We start from the raw sequence: 20,708 nt of genomic DNA on the forward strand, positions 1-20,708 counted from the left end.
TCCTCCTATTCCCCTAAGAAGTACAGTGAATCATGTGCAATGTGCAAGGTGATGTCTTCACCAATTTGCTTTAACTGACCGTTAGTATTAATAATCATGACTTTCAGAGAAAACGCTATAAAGTCGACAATGTAATTCACACTAACCCCAGTAAATTCGACAAATGAAATTTTCCCAATAAGTTCGTTCTCACCAGGACCTAGGTTAACGGATTCAGGACGAATGGAAATAAACACTTTGTCTCCAATCATATGCGTTAAAGTAGGGGAGCTGTGTTGCTTTCGCCCAGTAAAAATGAGTCCATTCACCGTTTTTGCCTGTATGTCATCGCCATTAACGCCTTCGATCGTAGCTTCGATTAAATTCGTTTCACCAATAAAATCAGCAACGAAGCGGTTTAATGGTCGATTATAGATCTCCTGCGGTGTACCGATTTGCTTAACGAATCCATTGTCCATCACCATAATGCGATCAGACATGGACATCGCCTCCATTTGATCATGCGTTACATAAATTGTTGTGACACCGAGATCCGTTTGTATACGTTTTATTTCAATACGTGTTTCTTCACGTAATTTAGCATCTAAATTGGACAAAGGTTCATCGAGTAATAGAATGTCTGGTTCAATAACAAGTGCTCGTGCTAACGCAACTCGTTGCTGCTGACCTCCAGATAACTCATTGATTTTGCGTCTACCATATTGTTCTAAGTGTACAAGTCCCCGAATTCGGTCAACTTTTTGCTGTATCTCAGCTTTCGAAAGCTTTCGTACTTGTAAACCAAAAGCAATATTTTCATCTACAGTCATATGTGGAAAGAGAGCATAGTTTTGAAACACCATACCGATATTGCGTTTATTTGGCTGAAGTAACGTCACGTCTCGTTCATCGAAAAGAATTTTGCCTTCGGTAGGGTAATAAAAGCCGGCAATCATACGTAATGTTGTCGTTTTTCCACAGCCACTAGGGCCAAGGAAAGTGAAAAACTCACCAGCTTTAATCGTCAGATTTAAATCCTTTACGCCATGCACTTGACCAAATTGCTTAGAGACATTTTCTATTTTGACACTTTTCATATGGAATGCTCCTTTCTCACTGACAACTAGTTGTACAGGAAACCTCGAGCAAAAAAATTACTCGAGGCTCTACAAACATCAATAATTTAATTACTATTTCCCACTGCCTTTAATATTCGTATCCCAATGCTCCATCCACTCAGCTTCTTTATCAGACATCAGCTGCCAATCAATATCAAATGTTTTTAAATCTAGCTCCTGGTACCATTCAGGCATTGTTGCTTTATCAATATCAGAGCGAGTTGGAATTTGGTAGTAATCATTGGCTAATTTCGTTACCATTTCATTTTCAAATAAGAACTCAACAAATAGTTGAGCATTTTCCACATTTTTCGCATTTTTTACGACAGCAACACCATCCACTAAAAGTGGTGCACCACTTTTTGGATAAATGTAATCGAATGGATAGTCAGTCGTATATTTCTTTAGCAAAATATCCTGCAAATTCCATAAAGAAATGCTGCCCTCTTGACGTGTTAGCTTTAAATAAAGTGCATTTGGATCTTGTGTATATTCTTTCGTATTGGCATCCAATTTTAATAGCCAATCATAGCCTTTCTCGGGTGAATCTGCACCTTGTCGTACAATCATGGATGAATAGATTGTACGCATCGTACCAGATGCTAACACACCCCGAATTAAGATTTGATCCTTCCACTTTGGATCCAATAAGTCATCCCAATCTTGTGGACCTGATTCTTTAGTTAGTAGATCACTATTAATCATGATTACTTCTGGTAGTAACATTTCACCGAACCAGCGACCATCTGCATCTTTATAATTGCTATCAATTGTATCGATAAAGCTAGGCTTCCATGCGTGTAGTAAGTCTTCATTTGCACCGACAATTAGCGCTGATTGCGTACCTCCCCACCAAAAATCTGCCTGTGGGTTTGCTTTTTCGCCTCGTAGACGCTCTAAGATCTGCTGAGCGCCCATTGTTAAAAACTCCACTTCAATATCCGGGTACTTCTCATTAAACTGATCGATTACGCCTTGCACCATTTCCTCATCACGCCCTGTGTAAATGACAAGCTTACCTGATGGAGTTGCTTCTACGTCCGCCTTGTCGCCATCAGTTGCATCGTTTGTAGTATCCTTTTTGTCATCACTACTACATGCCGCTAAGACAGCGAGCATCAACACAAGTAAAAAACCGAAAATACGCATTTTTTTCATAATCATCTTCCCCTTCCTACTTAGTGTGTAGCTTACATATTGCAGTATAATACTTACAACGAGCATTAATGTTAGAATAATTAAAAAATTCTACCATTCTAGTCATCATAAGCTATGTAAATAATGGTTATCAATGAAATTTAAAAAAATGTCAAAAAAACTCCTTAAAAAAGGGAATTCCCATTTTTAAGGAGTAGTTGTATTTTTAAAATGTAAGTGATTGTGCCACACACTCGAATTCCTTTCAATCTTCGTAGGAAAATGATGGTCCAGTCTACAATCGTATCGTAATAGCTAACGCTTGTCATGCACTTTTAGGTTCAAAAGTGCTTTTCTTTTGTCGTAACTGAGAGAGTATTGTTGGAAGCATCATACCTAAAATGACAAGAATAATACCAAGTACCTGTAAAAAAGTGAGCGGCTCATGTAATACAATTACTGAAACCGTAACAGCAACAGGTAATTCGATTGCACTTAAAATGGAGGCCAGGGCTCCACCGACTTTAGGAACAGCAATAGAAAATAGATAAATCGGTAAAATAATACCGAAAAGTCCGAGTGCTAGTCCATACTTCCACAAACCGCCTAGGAATAATTTTCCATTCCACGCAATTTCAGGGCTTAAGAAAATACTAACCATAATAAGTGCCACGAAGGAAACAATCAATACACGTGCTGTCGTTGTAATACCTTCAACAGGACGAGAGTTAAACTGGATAAAGCAAGCAAAGGTAAATGCAGCAGCAAAACCAAATATCCAACCTTGTATAGCAATACCGCTTAAATCTACATTCAATATACCAGCCGCCAAAATCGTCCCAGCAAATAGAGTAATGAGGGACATCACTTCAGGTCGACTTGGCCAACGTTTATGAAGTGCACAATCCAACAATAAACCAATCCATGTAAATTGGAAGAGCATCACAACTGCAAGGGATGCTGGTAAATATTTTAATGATTCACCGTATACGATACCTGTAATGCCCGTAAACATTCCGGCACTAACCAAAATAAGTAGACCTTTTTTTGAAAGTTTCGGTAGCTGTCTTTGCGTAACAATAAAAATAGTCACAACCAACATAAAGCCAATAATATATTGACTAGATACCGCCTCTGCTGAAGTAAAGCCGTGCAACATCGCTACTTTAACGATTGTCGATAGAATTCCGTAGCTACTTGATGCGATGACAATCAATAGAGGATAAAATAAATTTGTTTTCATGCTAGTGTATTTCACATCCTAAATCTGTTTCACCATATGATGAAAGGGTTCATCGATTATAGACCACGGCTCTGTTATAACATATCCCATACGTTCATATAGGCGACGAGCGTCTTCTTTTTGCGTTTCAACATTTAATGATAATTTTTTAAAACCTAATTTTTTCGTCTGTTCTTCAGCAAATTGTAGCAACAATGTGCCGATTCCTTTACCACGAGCTTCAGGTGCCACACAAATTGTATCTATATAGTATTCATCTTCATGAGCCTCTTTATCGATGACAATATTTGGCGCATTTTTTGCTTCGAGCCATCTCACAAGATTAGCGTCCATTTCAATGGCTTGTTCACCGTTATAGTAAACAAGAACACCTAAGACCTGTTCATCTTTGACAGCAACAAAAGTATTTAAATAGGAATGGCGGTTGTCTTCTCGTTTGAAAAGTACTATAAGTGCTTGTTCAACAGACGCAAAAGTTTGTTCACCTGTTAAACGGTTTGCAATATCACCAATAGCATCAATAATTAATGGTACAACGGCATGGGCATCCTGTAGTTGCGCTTGTCGAATTGTAATACTCATCTTCAAAATCCCTACCTTTCTATAGGCAAGTATAACAAAGATAAAGGATGTCACAAGCTTTTGAAATATTCACTACTTTAAAGAAGAATTCTTTTAATATTTTTCCGAAAGTTTAAAACTTTAAATGAAATCAAGTTTCGTGTTAATCTAAAATGAACAGACTTTCGGGAGGACAACAATGACAAAGGAAGATAAGGATTTTATTTTAGTCTACGGAGATGCTTTTATTGACTATATTGCAGATGATGTGACGAACACATCTTTTACTAAATATATGGGTGGTGCTACGGTAAACGTAGCTGCTGGTATTAGCCGTATCGGTGCGCCTTCAGCACTGATTACAATAACTGGGGATGACGAAGCTTCACAATTCGTTCGAGATGGCCTTGTAAAAGAAGGGGTAAGCCTAGATTATGCAGTATTTGACAAAGCGAAGCGTGTAAGTGGCGTCTATGTACATTTAACAGAAGCATGTGAGCGTATATTCAAAGATTATGTCGATGAGACACCAGATTTACAAGTAGAGGCAACACAATTAAATGAAGCAGCCTTTAAGCATGCTTCGGCACTAATTGTGTGTTCAGGCACTATGTTTCACCCTACTGCACTGAAAACAACTCGTGCTGCCGTCGATATGGCGAAGGATAGAGGCGCAATAATCGCAATGGATGCCAATATACGCCCATTACGTTGGAGCAGTGAAGAAATTTGCCGTGAAACCATTACTTCATTTTTCGAAAATGTAGATATTTTAAAAGTAACGGATGATGAACTGTTTTTCTTAACTGAAACCACTTCATTAGAAGAAGGAATTCAGCAATTAGACAGTTATTTAGTACCCATCATTTTAGTAACAGTAGGGGAAGAGGGTACATACGCAGTATTGAACGGCGAGGTTATACATGTACCAACAGAAAAGGTTGTACCAGTAGATACAACAGGCGCTGGAGATGCCTTTATGGCAGGTGTTTTAAGAGATGTACATTACAACGGTCTACCAACAACTGAGGAAGAGCTTGTTCGCTGTGCAAGTTTTGGCAATAAGCTGGGTGCCCTAGCAGCAACTAAAGCTGGAGCATTAACAGCTCTTCCATATTATAATGATATAAAGCATTTGCTAAAGTAGTAGTTTGGAGCGTGTATATGATGGAGAAAAACTATGATGTGTTAGTAAAAGATCGACTTTATTTTGGTGGCGCAAAGGATGTAGGAGCGGCATTTTCAAATGAGTGTGTAGATGTCGTAATTGACGTTCGTGTTCATGGATTATCTGCTGAGGAACAGGCAAAAGCAAACTATACGTACATGCATTTACCGATAGCAGATGAAGAACAAGAAGCAGCATCATCCATTGAGCGGGTAGCGCAAGAAATCGTTACGGTTTATGATGCTGGTCAGAAGGTATTTTTCCATTGCGGTAGTGGTAGCGGCAGAGCGGGAGTGGCAGCGACTGCTGTGTTAATGGAACTTGGCTTGGCGAATACTTTAGAGGAAGCGGAGCTAACTGTGAAAAAAGCTCGTCCACAAGTAACGATTCGGCCAAATATGTCGGAGGCTTTAACGAAATTGTATAAATAAAAGAAGATGTACCAACCTTGGTTTTTGTACATCTTTTCAGACTGTGGACAAACTCAAAGAAATTTGAGTTTGTCTACAGTCTTTTTCTTTTTGAATAAATAGTAAGAAACAGTTGATTTCCGTTCCAGGCGCTCCCTTTGTACGATGCACAAATAATTTTACGGAAAGTTCTAACTGTTCGAATAGTTTTTAAAAAGGGCTTTTTTGTTCTATGCACATTAGAACAATCTTTGTTATAGTTAAATTATAACAAAGAATGAGGTGGTTTGTATGTTGGAGGAGTTAGCCAAAGTGCCTTGGGCGGTTATTGCGCCATTGATTGTGGTTCAATTTATTTTAGTGGTTGTGGCACTTTTCGATTTGCGTAAAATTCATGCAACGAATGGTCCTAAGATTTTATGGGTATTTATTATTTTATTTGTCAATCTACTTGGACCTATTGCTTATTTTATAGTTGGGAGAAAACAATCATGACGACTCTACTACAGGTGACAGGGCTGACAAAGCGCTTTGCAGAAAAAACAGTTGTAGATACCATCAATTTTACGCTAGACGAACATACCTCCACAGCATTGATTGGACCAAATGGGGCAGGAAAGACAACAACGTTATCAATGTTAACCGGTTTATTAAAGCCAACGAAAGGTAGCGTAGAAATGTCAGGTGAAGATTTGCGTGCAAATATTGGTTTTTTACCACAATATCCACAGTTTCACCCATGGTTAAGTGCGCTAGAGTTTACAGAAATGGCTGCGAGGCTAAGTGGTGTACCTACTAAAAAAGCGAAAGTTGAGGCTCAAAAAACATTAGAGTTTGTGGGTCTTGAAAATGCTCTAAATAAAAAAATTGCGACGTTTTCAGGTGGTATGAAGCAACGCCTTGGTATTTCCCAGGCAATTGTGCATAAGCCTAAATTACTGTTATTAGATGAACCTGTATCTGCATTAGATCCAGTTGGGCGTAGAGAAGTATTAGATTTGTTGAAAGGTTTACAACAAGAGACGACGATCTTATATTCGACGCATATTTTAAATGATGCTGAAGAAATGACAGATCAATTATTATTTTTGCGTGATGGAAAGCTTGTGGAGCAGGGAACATTGCGAGAGGTGAGGCAACGTTTTGATGAGCCTTGTTATATAGTAGAATTTAGCACGGAGGAAGAGGCGCGACTTTTTGCTAGTCAATCAGAGCTTATGAATAAAGCGCAGGGTTGCTATGTATATGTAGATATTCGTGAGGAAAGACCGAGTATGCAACAGTTATTACAACGTCTAAGTGCGTGTCCCTATACTGTGAGAAAAGTGGCACGACAAACGGCATCGCTTGAGGAAATTTTCATGAAGGTGGCGAAAAGAGTATGAATGGGTTCAGCGTACTTCTTCAAAAAGAATTTCGTGAGGCATGGCGTAGTTGGAAATTTTTATGGATACCACTTGTTTTTGCACTACTTGGTATGACAGATCCTTTGACGAACTACTACATGATGGATATTTTATCGGCCGTTGGTAATTTACCAGAGGGTTTTGAAATGTTGATGCCAGAATTAGGAACAGCTGATTTATTACAGGCGTCCATTGGGCAGTTTCAGACGTTCGGGTTACTGGTACTAATGGCCTCATTTGTCGGGACTATTAGTAAGGAGCGGGCCAACGGAATGGCGACCTTAACGTATGTACGACCAATTTCTTTTAGAGCATACTTTATGAGTAAATTTGTTGTGATGAGTACTATAGGTTTTATAAGCATTGTAGCTGGTTTTTCGGCAAGTGTTTACTATATAGCTGTGTTATATGGAACATTTGAAGTTGGGATTTTGCTTGCATGTATTTGCACGTACTTTTTATGGTTAGTATTTGTTTTCGCAGTGACCTTGATGATGAGTGCTGCGTTTACAACTGTTGTTGCAACAGCAAGTGCATTTGTCATTATTTTTGTCGGACAAATTATCGATGCCCTAGTTGGTGTATTTTGGACAGTAACACCATGGAAACTTCCGACATATGGTGTACAGCTGATTCGTGGCACGATGGAGATGTCGGATTACTGGTGGAGTTTAGCTATTACGCTAGTAATCACGATAATATGTATGAGTATTGGCGTTTTGACAATGAAGAAGAATGCATCAATGACAAAGATTTAACCTGCACTACTCAAACAAGAGAGTCATAGCGTGAAGAAATGAATAATACGATGCTATCATAACTAAAGATATTGAATTGTAGAATGTTCTAACAATAACAAAAACCGAGTGCTCTTGAAGCATTCGGTTTTTGTTATTGTTGATTTTTATCCCAATAATAGAATAATCGATTGGCAGGAGGATAGGAGAGGGATTCTCCTGGCAACGGCGAAGTCATCCATTGGGCCAGCATCGATTGAGGGATGCTTTCACGTTGTACAATATAATAAATCTGTTTGATTTTTGCCCATTTTGCTGCTGTGTGGCACATGAGGCAAGGTTGAGCACTTGCATATAAGATACAACCTGATAAGTCTGGCGTCTTAAGAATGGTACAGGCTTTTTGAATGGCTAACAGCTCGGCATGCTGTGTCAGGTCAGGTATTTTATGCGAAAGATTGGCAGCTGCGGCAATCTGTACACCATCTTTTATGATAATGGCGCTGTATGGTTTTCCACCATCCGCAACATTGTCAGCAGCAAGCTTTGTCAATGCTTCAAGGACAGGGAGATGTTCAGTCATAGCTTATATGTTTTATGCTTAGCCAAATAATTTACTAAGCCATTATTATTCAAAATATCCACCATAACTTGGGGCATTTTTGTCCCTGTATATGATTCTCCATTTACTGTAACAAGACCTGAAATTAGATCTGCTTCAACGATGTCACCTGGCTGAATGTGATAATCTTTTAGTTCGATGATGGGCAAGCCAATATTTATAGCATTTCTAAAGAAAATACGAGCAAAGGATTTTGCAATGATTAATGAAACACCAGCTGTTTTTAGTGCAAGTGGCGCTTGCTCGCGTGATGAGCCACAACCGAAGTTCTCACCTGCGACAACGATATCACCCTTTTCTACTTTTTTACTGAATTCTGGATCTAAATCTTCCATTACATGGTCAGCCAATGATTGTAAATCTAATGTCTTAGTATATTTCCCTGGAATAATACGGTCTGTATCTATATTATCGCCATAAACATGTGATTTTCCTGTGATTTTCATATTGAATACCCCCTTATATCAGTTGTGGATTTTTAATTTTGCCATGCAAGGCAGCTGTTGCCACAAATGCAGGTGAGCCAAGATAAATATTTGACTCACGATTGCCCATACGTCCTTGAAAGTTACGGTTTGTTGATGAAACAATGACTTCATTATTTCCTGGTACACCTAAATGTGTACCTACACACGGACCACATCCTGATGGTAAGAATGTAGCACCAGCGTTTGTTAGAATTTCTACTGTGCCATCCTTTACTGCATCTAAAAATACTTTACGTGAGGCTGGTGCAATAATCAGGCGTACTTTTGGATGAACACGCTGGTCTTTTAAAATATTAGCAGCTGCATGTAAATCTTCTAAACGGCCATTTGTACAGCTTCCGATAAATGCCTGGTTAATTTCGATTTCGTCAATTTCCTCAATTGATTTAACATTATCAGGAGAATGTGGAACAGCAACTTGGCTTGTAATTTGGCTTGCATCAATGTCAATTACACGTTTGTATGTCGCACTCGCATCAGGTAAAACATGTTCAAAGGCATAAGCTAACTCTAAACCAGTTGTATGGATAAAGCCTGCCTTTGCACCCATTTCTATTGACATACTCGCAATTGTCATTCTGCTATCTAATGATAAATCAGACATGGTAGAGCCTGCATACTCAATGGCATCATATGTCGCACCCTGAATTCCCACAATTCCTACAACATACAGTACGATATCTTTGGCAGATACACCCGGCTGTAATGGACCATTGATGTTAATGAGAATGGTTTCCGGTACTTTAATCCAAGTTTGGCCTGTTAACATTGCGCCGGCTAAGTCTGTTGAACCAACCCCTGTAGAAAATGTTCCGATAGCCCCATATGTACAAGTATGAGAATCTGCACCAAGAATTAATTGACCAGGTTTGGCATGTTCATTTTCAATCATCAGTTGGTGGCAAATCCCGTCTCCAACATCGTAGAGTTTAATGTTTTGTTCATTGGCGAATTCACGCATCATGTCATGTAATGAAGCGATACGCTGATTTGGTGCAGGTGAAGCATGATCAATAACCAATGCCATTTTAGAGGCGTTGAAAATTTGTACGCCACCCATATTTTGAAATGCTTTAATGGCTAAAGGAGCAGTTGTATCGGATGCCATTAAAAAATCCACATTTACAACTGTGAGTTCACCAGCAAAGACCTCCTTATCTGCATGAATCGATACAATTTTCTCAATTATAGTTTGTCCCAAAAGAATACCCCTCTCATAACGTTCCACGATACGGAACGTATTTCTATTTTTTGATTATCCTAATTTGAATTTAAAAGGAACAATAGAAGTTTGTCAATTTAATTTTTTAAAATTTCTAATAAATACAAAAAGGCGTTTATATGAGATAAAGCATGTATTAAGCAGAAAAAAATAAAAAAAGCTTGAAAAAAGTTTAAGGAGGAATTATTGTGGAATTAAGAAAAAAGTAAACGCGTTCCATAATGTGGAACAAGGAGGCTAGCTATGTACGATTCAATTCTAAAATTTTACAAAACCTTTTCGTTAGAAACTTATCCGAAGCATCTTCAGGAAAAGGCAAAGTTAGTCATTTTAGATTCAGTCAGTATTATGCTAAATGATGGCTATAGTGAGCGAACAGCAGCATTATATCAGCAGTTCCGTGATGGACCTGCAGCATTTGCTAGTTTTGTTCAGGGGGTTACACTTGTATCCAATGAACTAGATGAAGGTAATATGCTAGCAAAAGGGCACCCATCCGCACATTTTTTACCAGCACTTTTACAAGTAGCTATTGAAAGGCAAACAACGTCTAAAGCATTTTTAGAATCGTTTATTGTGGGATATGAAATTAGTGCGCGTTTTGGTGAAATTATCGACTTAAAACCTGAAATTCATCCTCATGCTAATTGGGGCTTGATTGGAGGAGGTTTTGCCTTTGCGAAACTTCTAAATATACGAGAGGATGACGCAATACTTCGTGCAGCAGGTTTAGCAGCGCAATTTGCTTTTCCGACATTGTGGAAATCTATCTTCAAGGGAGATGAGGCGAGAAATATTGCAATTGGGTTGAATAATTTAACGCTAACATTATTACCACGCTTGCTAGAAGCGGATTATGGAAGTGACCTAGAGAATGTAGAAAGTCTGTATGAAGATATTATAGGCACAGGCTTTCATAAAGAGGCGTTCCAGACAGATTTCAGTAAGTATTATCTGGAGAAAACCTATTTTAAGTTTTATGATAGCTGTCGGTTCTGCCATGGACCAATCGATGCTGTACTACAATTGATTCGTAAAATCCCTAATTTCTCAGTAAACGACTTAAAATCAGTGGTGATTGATACATATGCGAATGCAGCGAAACTACATCAACAAAATGATGCAAATCACTTTGCTGGCAAGTTTTCAGTTCCATATGCTATTGCTACAGCCATCTACAATCAAGTTGAGGATCCATCAACTGAAGAGAATATACAAGCCTTGGCCAGTAAAATTATGGTGAAGGAGGATCCATCCATTAATGCGCTCCTCCCATCTATTCGGGCAACAAGGGCAAAGATTCAATATAGTAAGAAATTGCTTGAACATTATATTGAGGGTGCAACAGGAGATGAAAATACTGAATTTTTAGATAAAATGATTACTCAGAAAGCTGAAGGGTATTTACGTGCGGTCTTTGATGAAGAATGTGTGCAGACAATTAAGCATTTTATTTTTAATTTAGAGAAAGATCAACAGATGGGGAGTGGGTTTCCATGGAATGGGATGCAGAAGTTGATGTAATCATTGCAGGTGCAGGTGGCGGCGGTTTAATCGCCGCACTAACAGCGGCACAAGCAGGGCTAGAGGTAGCATTATTTGAAAAAACAGAGCATTTACTTGGCAATACCGCGGCGAGTGCAGGCATGATTCCGGCTTGTAATACGAAATTCCAACATCAATTAGATATTGATGATTCGGTTGAAAAAATGACGGCGGATATATTAATAAAAAACCATCATGAAAGTGATCCAGTGCTGGTGGAGGCATTAGCAACAGTGTCAGGGGAGCTAGTGGAATGGATGAATGATTCTTTGCAAATTAAAATGTCTGTCGTTTCGGAATTTAAATATCCTGGTCACAGTGCATTACGCATGCACGCACCACCAAGTCGTTCAGGATTAGAGTTAATGAAGAAACTAAAGCGTAATGTTAATGCACTTGATAATATTTACCTTCTACTTCAAACATCTCTGCAAAAACTCATTCAAGATGATGCAGGCCATGTCATCGGAATCCAAGTCGCATCATCAGAAGGTACGCAATATATTAAAGGGAGAAAAGTAGTCATTGCGACAAATGGCTTTGGTGGTAATAAAGAACTTGTGAAGCAGCATATCCCGGAAATCGCTGATGCAGCATATTTTGGCTATGAGGCGAACACAGGGGAAGGAATGGAAGCAGGGATTCAAGTAGGTGCTGCTACCAAGAGTTTAACCGCTTATCAAGGTCATGCAGCCATCAATGAAAATACAGGACTGCTTGTAACTTGGGGTACGGTTATGATGGGTGGATTCTATATAAATAGTTTAGGCGAACGATTTGCTAATGAAACACAAGGCTATTCAGAATTTGCGCGTGAAGTATTAAAGCAACCGGAACAATACGGTTATATTATTTATGATGAGCGTATTCATAGGAACCTTTTATCAATTGAGGATTACAAGCAAATTGCGGAGATGGAAGCATTTAAAACAGCGGAAACAATTGAAGTTTTAGCAGAGAAAATTCAAGTCGATGTCGAACGGCTGTCATTTACATTCTTGGATTATCGACAACAACAAAATGGACAGGCAGATGCTTTTGGTCGCGTTTTTTTTGATCAAAATCTTGAAGCTCCATTTTATGCAATTAAAGTAATTCCAGCATTATTCCATACACAAGGGGGATTACTCATTAATCCACGTGCACAGGTGTTGGATACAAATGAAATAATAATTCCAAATGTTTATGCTGTTGGAGGTAGTGCAGTCGGTGTTTCGGGCAATCATGCGTATGGTTATATGTCGGGCAATGGCTTACTTGCAGCATTGGGCTTTGGGCGCATTGCTGGACTACATATTGTGGAGTCATTGATTGAAGAAAAAGGGGGAGCAATATGATGACAAGAATTTGGGAGTCAGCTTTAACAGAGATTGATAAGATAGTCATTGAAAAAGGAGGCTATGGTCAAAGTCGCGGATTAGGAAAAAAGCCGATTCTTATCATTATTGACGCACAACACAATTACATTGGTGCTGATGCACCGATTGAAGATCAATTAGATGAATGGCCAAGCGGAGGCGGTGACGTCGCTTGGAAAGGGATTCGTAAAATTGAGCAATTAAAGGTGCTAGCAGACGCTCAGGAAATTCCTGTGTTATATACACGCAATGTGCAGAAGAAAACGATTCAATTTGATTCATTCTCGACAAAGGCAAAGAGAGACCAAACAAAATATTTAGATGGCAATCCCGCATCGGATATCGTCGAATGCTTAAAGCCGACTGATCGCGATATCGTGGTTGATAAAAGTTATGCTAGTGCTTTCTTTGGTACACCATTCATTAGCTATTTAGTAAAATTGCAAGTTGATACATTAATTATTGTGGGTGGTTCTACAAGTGGCTGTGTTCGTGCAACTGCGGTAGATGCGGTGACGCATAACTTCAATGTTGCCATTGTAGAAGACGCTGTATTTGATCGCATTGAACTTTCACATAAAGCAGCGCTACTGGATTTATGGATGAAATATTGTGATGTTGTGCCATCGACAGATATCGAGTCTTATATGAGAAGCGTGGTAAAAGAGTCGGAAGAGGTGAAGTAAATGTTGGATTTATTCATTAAAAATGGTGAAGTTGTCATGCCACGTGTAGGCGTGAGAAAAGCAAATATCGGCGTAAAAAATGAAAAAATTGTTGCCATTCTAGATCATGAAGAAGTAGCAGAAGCTACAGAGGTAATTGATGCAACAGGGCTTCATATTTTACCAGGTGTTATCGATGCCCATCAGCACTTAGGAATTTACAATTCAATAGAACAAGATTTTTTAGATACGAAGCAGCATGCCATTTCTGGTATTACAACGGTCGTTAACTTTGACCGTCAGCCAGTAAGTTACTTAGAGTGGTTTCCAAAGGTGAAAAAAGATGTTGAGAAATGGACGTACATTGATTTCACATATAGCTTAGGTATTTTGAAAGAACAGCACTTAGATGAATTAGAAGAACTAGTTGACAAGGAAGGCATTACATCCTTTAAATTCTTCCGCAATTATGAACGTCAGTTAAACGATAAGTTCAAAATTACAGACGGTATAGATTTATCAGCCTATGATTTAGGTCGCATTTTGGCGAAGTTCAAAGAAGTATCACCAAAGCTTTTACTGGCTGTACACTGCGAAAACATGGATATTAATCGTAAACTAACAGCCCAGTTACAAGCGGAAGACGAGAACAAAGGGCTATCAACATGGAGCAAGACAAGCCCTGGGCATGCAGAAGCAGAATCTTTACTCAGCTCACTTTATATGAACAAAGTTTATGATGGCAATCTATATATTGTGCACTTAACATCAGGCGATAGTGTTGAGGTGCTGAAACAGTCGCAATGGCTAACCGAGGGCAATGTCAAGGTAGAGACTTGTCCACATTATTTATTACTACACGACGAGCATGAGGTAGGCATTAAAGCAAAAGTAGGACCACCTGTTCATAAACGAGAAGACGGTGAAAAACTATGGGATGGTATTCGAACAGGGTTTATTAATGCTATAGGGACAGACCATGTACCGAGTAGTTTAGAAAAAAAACTAGGTAAATCCGGTGATACATGGGAGACATTATTCGGTTTCCCAAGTGCAGGTGGTCTATTACCATTAATGCTGACGGAGGGTTATGTCAAACGTGATATTCCGTTAGAGCGTATTGCTGACATTATGTCGTTATCATTAGCAGAATCGTATAATCTTCCCTCGAAAGGGCGCATTGAAGTGGGGGCGGATGCAGACTTTGCGATTGTTGATCTTCAAACGAAAAAGGCATTAATGGCAAAAGAAATGTCAGAAAGTTGTGACTTCTCGTTGTATGACGGATGGGAGTTAGTTGGTTGGCCAACTTTTACAGTAAGTCGTGGAGAAATTATTGTAGCTGATGGTAAGGCAATCAAAGAAAACGGCCGAGGGAAATTTGTGCATCGTACAATCTAGCATTCTTAAATAATAGATTTTAAAAATGAGAGGGGTAGTATTATATGAAAAAATGGTCAGTTGTATTCATGTTATGTTTCTTAACTATTGTTTTAGCAGCTTGTAACAGCGGCGCTTCAACATCGGGTGACAGTGGTGATGGAGCAGGCAAAGGGGATTCAGTTAAAATTGGTTCACTTCATCCATTAAGTGGTGGCTTAGCATTAGAAGGTCAAGAAATGCGAGATGCAGTGAAATTAGCAATTAAGGAAAAAAATGATGCAGGCGGTATCCAATCATTAGGAAATAAATCTGTTGAATTGGTAGAGGCAGACCATGAGGGTTCACCAGAGAAAGGGGTTTCGGAAGTACAAAAACTTGATCGTGCAGGTGTAGTTGGCATTGTTGGTGCTTACTCAAGTGGTGTAGCGTTACCAGCAACTCAAGAAGCAGAGCGTTCACGTTTACCATTCATCGTTGATATTGGTTCAGCGGATGAAATTACGGAACGTGGTTTTAAGTATACTTTTCGTTTACAACCAGCAGCAAGTTCATTTTCCATCGATTTCTTAAAGTATTTCAAAGATTTAAATGAAAATGCAACGGAAAAACTATCTACTGCTGTAATCGTACATGAAGATAGTGTATTCGGTACAAGTATTGCAAAGGCCATCAAGGGCAATGCAAAAGACTATGGTTTAGACATTTTAGATGTTTTACCACACGCATCTTCGACAGCTGATTTATCATCAACAATCAATAAAATTTCTGCAAGTAAGCCAGATATCGTGTTGGTAACAACATATCTTCGTGATGGGGTAATGCTAGTGGAAGGTATTCAAAACTCTAACTATAAACCTCGCGCCATTATAGGGGTAGCTAACGGTGCATTTAGTAATGCAAAATTTATTACGGATTATCAATCAATCAACAATTTATTGATGGATGTTAACTACACAATTAATCCACATAGTGATTTAGCAAATGATGTAAAAGCGAAGTATAAAGAAGCATATGGTCGTGAAATGGGACCAAACGCAGCGTACTCTTACATGGCGACAACGGTTTTACTTGATGCTATTGAACGTGCGGGATCAACAGATCGAGAAGCAATCCGTAAAGCATTAACAGAAACAAACTTAGAGGATCATATTTTGCCTCAAGAAGCAATTCAGTTTGATGAAAAGGGTCAAAACATAAATGCAAAAGCAGTATTAAACCAAATCACAGATGGCGCATCAAAGGTAGTTGGACCAGCAGAGTACTTAGAGGTTGAGCCAGTATATCCACGAAATTAATTACCGGTGTTCTAAATGGGGGACGCTTATGATCCACAACTCGATAGAAGCGTTCTCCCATTTATCTTCATATTGACCCAAAGCCTCCGGCGGATGTCACAGATTTTGAAAGGAGGCCTGCACGAGGCCGACACGATGTCGGTCATTTCGGTAATGCCATAGGACGTGGCGTTTTTACCGATGCAGGTCAGTTAACCGTTGTCACAGGAAGTGACGGTTTTAGGTTGACTTCCTAAAAATGGAACAATTCAAAATCCGGACGCAATTACGCCAAGGCGAAATTGATTTAGGGATGAAATGAACAAAGGGGGGAAGACAGCATGAGTGCAGAATTGTTTTTTCAATCATTGATTGATGGCATTTTAATGGGAGGAATTTACGGTCTTGTAGCAATTGGTTTAACGCTGATTTTCGGTGTTATGAAAATCATCAACTTCGCACAAGGCGCTCTGATGATGCTTGGAATGTACGTCACGTATTGGTGTTTTGATTTAATGGGATTAAATCCATATTTATCTTTACCATTAAGTGCGGTTGCACTATTCTTTATTGGCGCTGGATTACAACGTGGTGTACTTCAACGTATGGCAGATGCTCCAGATCACAATCAGTTATTAGTTACGCTCGGGATTACATTATTTGTTGAAAACTTAGCGTTAGTTTTATTTAAGCCAGATTTCCGAAGTGTAACAGTCGATGGATTACCTGCAACAATTTCTCTTTTTAATTTAAATATTCATACGACAAAATTAATTGCCTTTGTATTCGCGGTATTTTTAGCAATCGGTCTTTTCTTTTTCTTAAAAAAGACATTTATTGGACGCGCGATTCGTGCAACGTCTATCAACGGCCAGGGTGCATCACTTGTTGGCGTTAATATTAAACGTATTAATTATATTGCTTTTGGGATTGGTGCAGCATTAGCAGGTGTCGCGGGTACATTACTTACACCATTCTTCTACACATCCCCAACTGTAGGGGCAAGCTTTATTTTAAAAGCTTTCGTTGTTGTAGTATTAGGTGGATTAGGTAACTTCTTAGGCGCTTTAGTAGGAGGCATTTTAATAGGTGTCAGTGAGGCATTAGGAGGCGTATTATTACCGGGTAGCTTAAAGGATTTAATGACATATTTGATCTTTATTCTCATCCTATTACTGAAGCCGAATGGTTTGTTTGGAGGTAAAACACGATGAAAAAATCATATATTTTATACCTGATTGCCGTTGTGTTTATTGCTCTTTTTCCACTCTTTACCGATAACCAATATTACATTCATATGGGTATCTTGATTTTGTATTATGCTTTAGTAAGTCAGGCATGGAATATTTTAAGTGGCTATGCAGGGCAGTTCTCATTTGGTCATGCTATATTTTTTGGTACGGGTGCATATGCATCGGCAATTTTACTAGTAAAGTATAATATTTCACCTTGGATTGGCATGATTATAGGTGCAGTTGTGGCGATATTAATTGCTTTATTAATCGGTTTCCTCTCATTCCGTTACAAATTACGGGGCGCATATTTCTCGTTAGGGACACTTGCGTTTGCTGAGATTTTACGAATCATCGTACAAAATATGGATTACTTCAATAAAACATTAGGAATTTTATTACCGATTGGAAGTAATCCGCTTATGTTCCAATTTGAATCTCGTATAACTTATTTCTATGTGATTTTAGTATTAACGATTATCGTGACACTCATAACTTATTTCATCAGTAAATCACGTTTAGGCTTTAACTTGATTGCCCTTCGTGAAAACGAAGATGCGGCCCAATCATTGGGAGTAAATACGTTTAAAAATAAAATGATGGCGATAGCAATTAGTGGTGCGCTGACGTCTGTGGGCGGTACATTCTATGCACAATACCTATTGTACATTGACCCACCAACAACATTCGGAAACGATGTGTCCGTATCTATTATTCTACCAGCCATTTTAGGAGGAATGGGAACCATTTTAGGGCCATTCATGGGTGCCTTAATTATTGTACCACTTGGTGAATTAACATCTCACTTTTTTGGTGGCTTTGCTGGGGTTCATTTAATGGTATACGGTTTAATTTTAGTATTAGTAATTTTATTCCTACCAGAAGGTTTAGTTGGTTGGTTCCAAGAAAAAATACGTTTGCGTAAATTGAAGAAGGAGGGGAAAGCTAATGACATTGCTAAAACTTGAAAATGTTGTGAAGAGATTCTCAGGTCTAGTAGCCGTCAATAATGTTAGTTTACAATTAAATGAAGGTGAAATCCTTGGTTTAATCGGTCCCAATGGTGCTGGTAAAACGACGCTTTTCCATTCAATTTGTGGCTACCATACACCCACGGAGGGAAAGATATCATTAAATGGTGAGTCTATTCATGGCTTAAAACCCGAATATATGTGTGCGCGTGGTATTGCGCGGACGTTCCAAATTGTTCAACCATTCGGTAACTTAACGCTACTGGAAAATGTAATTGTAGGTGCTTTTAATAAGGTGAGCACATACAAAGAAGCCAGTGAAATCGCGATGCAGCAACTTGAATACATGGGCATGGCACATAAAGCGCATGATCGCATGAAGGATTTAACGTTCGCGGAGCAAAAGAAGGTTGAAGTTGCCCGCGCATTAGCAACAAAGCCAAAGATTTTGTTCCTGGATGAAGTTATGTCTGGGTTAAATCCAACGGAAGTAAATGAATTTATCGAACTAATCAAAGATATTCGCGATAGCGGTGTGACGATTTTCTTCATTGAGCATTTAATGTCAGCTGTTATGACATTATCGGACCGTGTAGTCGTTATGCATCTTGGTGAAAAAATTGCAGAGGGTGCACCAGAAGAAGTAACGAAAGATCCACGTGTTGTTGAAGCATACCTAGGTGGGGAGGTTGTTACACATGCTTAAAGTCGAAAATTTAAACGCAGGTTATGGCAATCTGAATATTTTACGTAACTTAAGTTTCGAGGTACATCAGGGTGAGGTTGTAAGTATATTAGGAACTAATGGTGCGGGGAAGACTACGACATTACGTGCCATTTCAGGTTTGATCCCAGTGAAATCTGGAGTCATCCATTTTGATAATCAAATTCTTAATAAAAAATCAGCTGAATACATTGTCAAAGCTGGATTAGTACAAGTCCCGGAAGATCGAAAATTATTCTCAGATATGACAGTGCTGGAAAATTTAGAGATGGGAGCTTATACTAGGAAAGCACGTGCCAATTTAAAAAAGAATTTGGATTATTGTTATGATTTATTCCCAATTTTAAAGGAACGAACATCGCAATTTGCTGGTACAATGAGTGGTGGACAACAGCAAATGTTAGCGATTGGTCGCGCTTTAATGGCTGAACCTAAGTTATTGATTTTAGATGAGCCTTCTATTGGATTATCACCTTTATTGACAAAGCAAGTTTTTGATATTATTTCAGAAATTAAAAACAATGGTGTAACGATTTTATTAGTTGAACAAAATGTTAATCAGGCATTGCAGCTTGCTAATCGTGGCTATGTTATTGAAAATGGGGAAGTCGTAATGAGTGGAACTGCGCAAGAACTACTAAATGATGAAACGCTTAAGGCATCTTATTTAGGTATTACAAAATAAAACTCTCAAATACTAGTAGGTGACAGGTTGATAAAAGCAATTGAAAAAATGATGGAAATTTTATCTTTATTTTCATTAGACACACCAGAATTATCGATTAAAGAAATCCAACAAAAATTACAAATGCCAAAAAGTACGATTTTCCGTATTTTAAATACACTCGAGCTGGATGGTTATATCATCAAAAATGATGCGACTCACTTATATTCACTAGGTTATCAATTTTTTAGACTAGGGAGTATTTATCAAAACCATCTCGATTACCGACATATTGCTTTACCCGAAATGCGTAAGCTGATGTTGGAAACGCAAGAAACAGTCGAGTTAAATATACTCGATGGCATAAGCCGTGTATGTGTGGAAAAAATTGATTCGCCATTAGATGTTCGGAATTTTGTACGGGTAGGTGAACGAAAGCCCGCTCACTTAGGTGCTTCTGGAAAAGTATTGCTAGCATTTTTAAAAGAAGAGGAGCAAATTCGTATTTTGAAGGAAGTTCAGCTAGATGAAGAGATTAATATAAAAAAGATTTTAAATGAACTTCAGCAAATTCGTAGAGATGGCTATGCATTTACGCAAGGGGAGCGTATTGTCGGTACTTATGCGATTGCCGCACCGATTCTAGGAATCAATGGCACGATTATTGCAGGTCTCACGATTGCAGGACCCCTGCAAAGAATATCAGAAGAAAAAACAGCGTTTTTGAAAATAAAATGTATTGAAAGTGCAAAGATGATTTCTAAATATGTAGGCTATTTTGAATAGAAAGTAGGCTAAATT

The 20,708-nt window shown here is 38.6% G+C and carries 22 protein-coding genes; 15 read left to right on the forward strand and 7 right to left on the reverse strand.

Features of this window, described 5'->3' with window-relative positions; genetic code table 11:
* Window positions 1-5: 5 nt before the first annotated feature.
* From ACQKII_RS13225 to ACQKII_RS13240, 4 genes are all read right to left on the reverse strand, one after another.
* Window positions 6-1,076: an ABC transporter ATP-binding protein gene (locus ACQKII_RS13225; RefSeq protein WP_427459914.1), complete on the reverse strand. Its 1,071-nt coding sequence runs from the start codon at window positions 1,074-1,076 to the stop codon at window positions 6-8.
* 93 nt (window positions 1,077-1,169) lie between these two features.
* Window positions 1,170-2,255: an extracellular solute-binding protein gene (locus ACQKII_RS13230; protein ID WP_427459916.1), complete on the reverse strand. Its 1,086-nt coding sequence runs from the start codon at window positions 2,253-2,255 to the stop codon at window positions 1,170-1,172.
* Window positions 2,256-2,559: 304 nt separating this feature from the next.
* Window positions 2,560-3,477, reverse strand: coding sequence for an EamA family transporter (locus ACQKII_RS13235; RefSeq protein WP_427459918.1), 918 nt, complete (start codon window positions 3,475-3,477; stop codon window positions 2,560-2,562).
* A gap of 18 nt (window positions 3,478-3,495) precedes the next feature.
* Complete coding sequence (locus ACQKII_RS13240) at window positions 3,496-4,059, reverse strand: GNAT family N-acetyltransferase (protein ID WP_427459920.1); 564 nt, start codon at window positions 4,057-4,059, stop codon at window positions 3,496-3,498.
* A 178-nt stretch (window positions 4,060-4,237) separates the two neighbouring features.
* Here ACQKII_RS13240 and ACQKII_RS13245 point away from each other — a divergent pair, with 178 nt between their 5' ends.
* The 5 genes from ACQKII_RS13245 (at window position 4,238) to ACQKII_RS13265 (ending at window position 7,780) form a co-directional block, all read left to right on the forward strand.
* Entirely contained in the window at window positions 4,238-5,185 is a 948-nt protein-coding gene (locus ACQKII_RS13245; protein ID WP_427459922.1) for a carbohydrate kinase family protein, read from the forward strand.
* 17 nt (window positions 5,186-5,202) lie between these two features.
* Complete coding sequence (locus ACQKII_RS13250; protein ID WP_427459924.1) at window positions 5,203-5,637, forward strand: protein-tyrosine phosphatase family protein; 435 nt, start codon at window positions 5,203-5,205, stop codon at window positions 5,635-5,637.
* A gap of 270 nt (window positions 5,638-5,907) precedes the next feature.
* Window positions 5,908-6,111, forward strand: a complete 204-nt coding sequence (locus ACQKII_RS13255) for a PLDc N-terminal domain-containing protein (RefSeq protein ID WP_427459926.1) — start codon at window positions 5,908-5,910, stop codon at window positions 6,109-6,111.
* Window positions 6,108-7,001: an ATP-binding cassette domain-containing protein gene (locus ACQKII_RS13260; protein ID WP_427459928.1), complete on the forward strand. Its 894-nt coding sequence runs from the start codon at window positions 6,108-6,110 to the stop codon at window positions 6,999-7,001. The genes ACQKII_RS13255 and ACQKII_RS13260 overlap by 4 nt, the downstream gene beginning before the upstream one ends.
* The gene (locus ACQKII_RS13265; RefSeq protein WP_427459930.1) at window positions 6,998-7,780 is read left to right on the forward strand and encodes an ABC transporter permease; all 783 of its coding nucleotides are present in this window, start codon (window positions 6,998-7,000) and stop codon (window positions 7,778-7,780) included. The genes ACQKII_RS13260 and ACQKII_RS13265 overlap by 4 nt, the downstream gene beginning before the upstream one ends.
* A gap of 133 nt (window positions 7,781-7,913) precedes the next feature.
* Here the strand turns inward: ACQKII_RS13265 and ACQKII_RS13270 are convergent, their stop codons facing one another.
* The 3 genes from ACQKII_RS13270 to ACQKII_RS13280 are packed head-to-tail and all read right to left on the reverse strand — an operon-like array spanning window position 7,914 to window position 10,070.
* A complete protein-coding gene (locus tag ACQKII_RS13270; RefSeq protein ID WP_427459932.1) occupies window positions 7,914-8,342 on the reverse strand; it encodes a nucleoside deaminase in 429 nt (142 codons plus the stop codon).
* Entirely contained in the window at window positions 8,339-8,827 is a 489-nt protein-coding gene (locus ACQKII_RS13275; protein WP_427459934.1) for a 3-isopropylmalate dehydratase small subunit, read from the reverse strand. The genes ACQKII_RS13270 and ACQKII_RS13275 overlap by 4 nt, the downstream gene beginning before the upstream one ends.
* 13 nt (window positions 8,828-8,840) lie before the next feature.
* Window positions 8,841-10,070 (reverse strand): 3-isopropylmalate dehydratase large subunit, encoded by a 1,230-nt coding sequence (locus ACQKII_RS13280; protein ID WP_427459936.1) that lies wholly within the window; start codon window positions 10,068-10,070, stop codon window positions 8,841-8,843.
* 264 nt (window positions 10,071-10,334) lie between these two features.
* On the opposite strand from ACQKII_RS13280, the gene ACQKII_RS13285 reads away from it, so the two are divergent.
* The 10 genes from ACQKII_RS13285 (at window position 10,335) to ACQKII_RS13330 (ending at window position 20,693) form a co-directional block, all read left to right on the forward strand.
* Window positions 10,335-11,615: an MmgE/PrpD family protein gene (locus ACQKII_RS13285; RefSeq protein ID WP_427459938.1), complete on the forward strand. Its 1,281-nt coding sequence runs from the start codon at window positions 10,335-10,337 to the stop codon at window positions 11,613-11,615.
* Window positions 11,588-12,973, forward strand: coding sequence for an FAD-dependent oxidoreductase (locus ACQKII_RS13290; protein WP_427459940.1), 1,386 nt, complete (start codon window positions 11,588-11,590; stop codon window positions 12,971-12,973). Before ACQKII_RS13285 ends, ACQKII_RS13290 begins: the two co-directional genes overlap by 28 nt.
* Window positions 12,970-13,680 (forward strand): isochorismatase family protein, encoded by a 711-nt coding sequence (locus ACQKII_RS13295; RefSeq protein WP_427459942.1) that lies wholly within the window; start codon window positions 12,970-12,972, stop codon window positions 13,678-13,680. The genes ACQKII_RS13290 and ACQKII_RS13295 overlap by 4 nt, the downstream gene beginning before the upstream one ends.
* The gene (locus ACQKII_RS13300; RefSeq protein ID WP_427459944.1) at window positions 13,681-15,060 is read left to right on the forward strand and encodes a dihydroorotase; all 1,380 of its coding nucleotides are present in this window, start codon (window positions 13,681-13,683) and stop codon (window positions 15,058-15,060) included.
* A gap of 44 nt (window positions 15,061-15,104) precedes the next feature.
* Window positions 15,105-16,337 carry an ABC transporter substrate-binding protein gene (locus ACQKII_RS13305; RefSeq protein WP_427459946.1) on the forward strand — a complete coding sequence of 411 codons (1,233 nt, stop codon included), beginning with the start codon at window positions 15,105-15,107 and terminating at the stop codon, window positions 16,335-16,337.
* Window positions 16,338-16,657: 320 nt separating this feature from the next.
* Entirely contained in the window at window positions 16,658-17,530 is an 873-nt protein-coding gene (locus ACQKII_RS13310; RefSeq protein ID WP_143996558.1) for a branched-chain amino acid ABC transporter permease, read from the forward strand.
* Window positions 17,527-18,516, forward strand: a complete 990-nt coding sequence (locus ACQKII_RS13315) for a branched-chain amino acid ABC transporter permease (RefSeq protein WP_427459948.1) — start codon at window positions 17,527-17,529, stop codon at window positions 18,514-18,516. Before ACQKII_RS13310 ends, ACQKII_RS13315 begins: the two co-directional genes overlap by 4 nt.
* Window positions 18,497-19,225, forward strand: coding sequence for an ABC transporter ATP-binding protein (locus ACQKII_RS13320; RefSeq protein ID WP_427459950.1), 729 nt, complete (start codon window positions 18,497-18,499; stop codon window positions 19,223-19,225). Before ACQKII_RS13315 ends, ACQKII_RS13320 begins: the two co-directional genes overlap by 20 nt.
* Window positions 19,218-19,928 carry an ABC transporter ATP-binding protein gene (locus tag ACQKII_RS13325; protein WP_143996555.1) on the forward strand — a complete coding sequence of 237 codons (711 nt, stop codon included), beginning with the start codon at window positions 19,218-19,220 and terminating at the stop codon, window positions 19,926-19,928. The genes ACQKII_RS13320 and ACQKII_RS13325 overlap by 8 nt, the downstream gene beginning before the upstream one ends.
* Before the next feature lie 27 nt (window positions 19,929-19,955).
* Window positions 19,956-20,693 carry an IclR family transcriptional regulator gene (locus tag ACQKII_RS13330; protein WP_427459952.1) on the forward strand — a complete coding sequence of 246 codons (738 nt, stop codon included), beginning with the start codon at window positions 19,956-19,958 and terminating at the stop codon, window positions 20,691-20,693.
* The last annotated feature ends 15 nt before the right edge of the window (window positions 20,694-20,708 follow it).

This window comes from Lysinibacillus sp. NPDC048646, assembly GCF_050272295.1.
Classification (GTDB): domain Bacteria; phylum Bacillota; class Bacilli; order Bacillales_A; family Planococcaceae; genus Lysinibacillus.

Excerpts from the sequence above, each read along its gene's own strand:
- ACQKII_RS13275 (WP_427459934.1), bottom strand. The coding sequence starts at position 8,827 with ATGAAAATCACAGGAAAATCACATGTTTATGGCGATAATATAGATACA.
- ACQKII_RS13255 (WP_427459926.1), top strand. The coding sequence starts at position 5,908 with ATGTTGGAGGAGTTAGCCAAAGTGCCTTGGGCGGTTATTGCGCCATTG.
- ACQKII_RS13245 (WP_427459922.1), top strand. The coding sequence starts at position 4,238 with ATGACAAAGGAAGATAAGGATTTTATTTTAGTCTACGGAGATGCTTTT.
- ACQKII_RS13295 (WP_427459942.1), top strand. The coding sequence starts at position 12,970 with ATGATGACAAGAATTTGGGAGTCAGCTTTAACAGAGATTGATAAGATA.
- ACQKII_RS13315 (WP_427459948.1), top strand. The coding sequence starts at position 17,527 with ATGAAAAAATCATATATTTTATACCTGATTGCCGTTGTGTTTATTGCT.
- ACQKII_RS13310 (WP_143996558.1), top strand. The coding sequence starts at position 16,658 with ATGAGTGCAGAATTGTTTTTTCAATCATTGATTGATGGCATTTTAATG.
- ACQKII_RS13265 (WP_427459930.1), top strand. The coding sequence starts at position 6,998 with ATGAATGGGTTCAGCGTACTTCTTCAAAAAGAATTTCGTGAGGCATGG.
- ACQKII_RS13305 (WP_427459946.1), top strand. The coding sequence starts at position 15,105 with ATGAAAAAATGGTCAGTTGTATTCATGTTATGTTTCTTAACTATTGTT.
- ACQKII_RS13250 (WP_427459924.1), top strand. The coding sequence starts at position 5,203 with ATGATGGAGAAAAACTATGATGTGTTAGTAAAAGATCGACTTTATTTT.
- ACQKII_RS13285 (WP_427459938.1), top strand. The coding sequence starts at position 10,335 with ATGTACGATTCAATTCTAAAATTTTACAAAACCTTTTCGTTAGAAACT.
- ACQKII_RS13235 (WP_427459918.1), bottom strand. The coding sequence starts at position 3,477 with ATGAAAACAAATTTATTTTATCCTCTATTGATTGTCATCGCATCAAGT.
- ACQKII_RS13325 (WP_143996555.1), top strand. The coding sequence starts at position 19,218 with ATGCTTAAAGTCGAAAATTTAAACGCAGGTTATGGCAATCTGAATATT.
- ACQKII_RS13230 (WP_427459916.1), bottom strand. The coding sequence starts at position 2,255 with ATGAAAAAAATGCGTATTTTCGGTTTTTTACTTGTGTTGATGCTCGCT.
- ACQKII_RS13270 (WP_427459932.1), bottom strand. The coding sequence starts at position 8,342 with ATGACTGAACATCTCCCTGTCCTTGAAGCATTGACAAAGCTTGCTGCT.
- ACQKII_RS13260 (WP_427459928.1), top strand. The coding sequence starts at position 6,108 with ATGACGACTCTACTACAGGTGACAGGGCTGACAAAGCGCTTTGCAGAA.
- ACQKII_RS13300 (WP_427459944.1), top strand. The coding sequence starts at position 13,681 with ATGTTGGATTTATTCATTAAAAATGGTGAAGTTGTCATGCCACGTGTA.
- ACQKII_RS13320 (WP_427459950.1), top strand. The coding sequence starts at position 18,497 with ATGACATTGCTAAAACTTGAAAATGTTGTGAAGAGATTCTCAGGTCTA.
- ACQKII_RS13290 (WP_427459940.1), top strand. The coding sequence starts at position 11,588 with ATGGAATGGGATGCAGAAGTTGATGTAATCATTGCAGGTGCAGGTGGC.
- ACQKII_RS13225 (WP_427459914.1), bottom strand. The coding sequence starts at position 1,076 with ATGAAAAGTGTCAAAATAGAAAATGTCTCTAAGCAATTTGGTCAAGTG.
- ACQKII_RS13240 (WP_427459920.1), bottom strand. The coding sequence starts at position 4,059 with ATGAGTATTACAATTCGACAAGCGCAACTACAGGATGCCCATGCCGTT.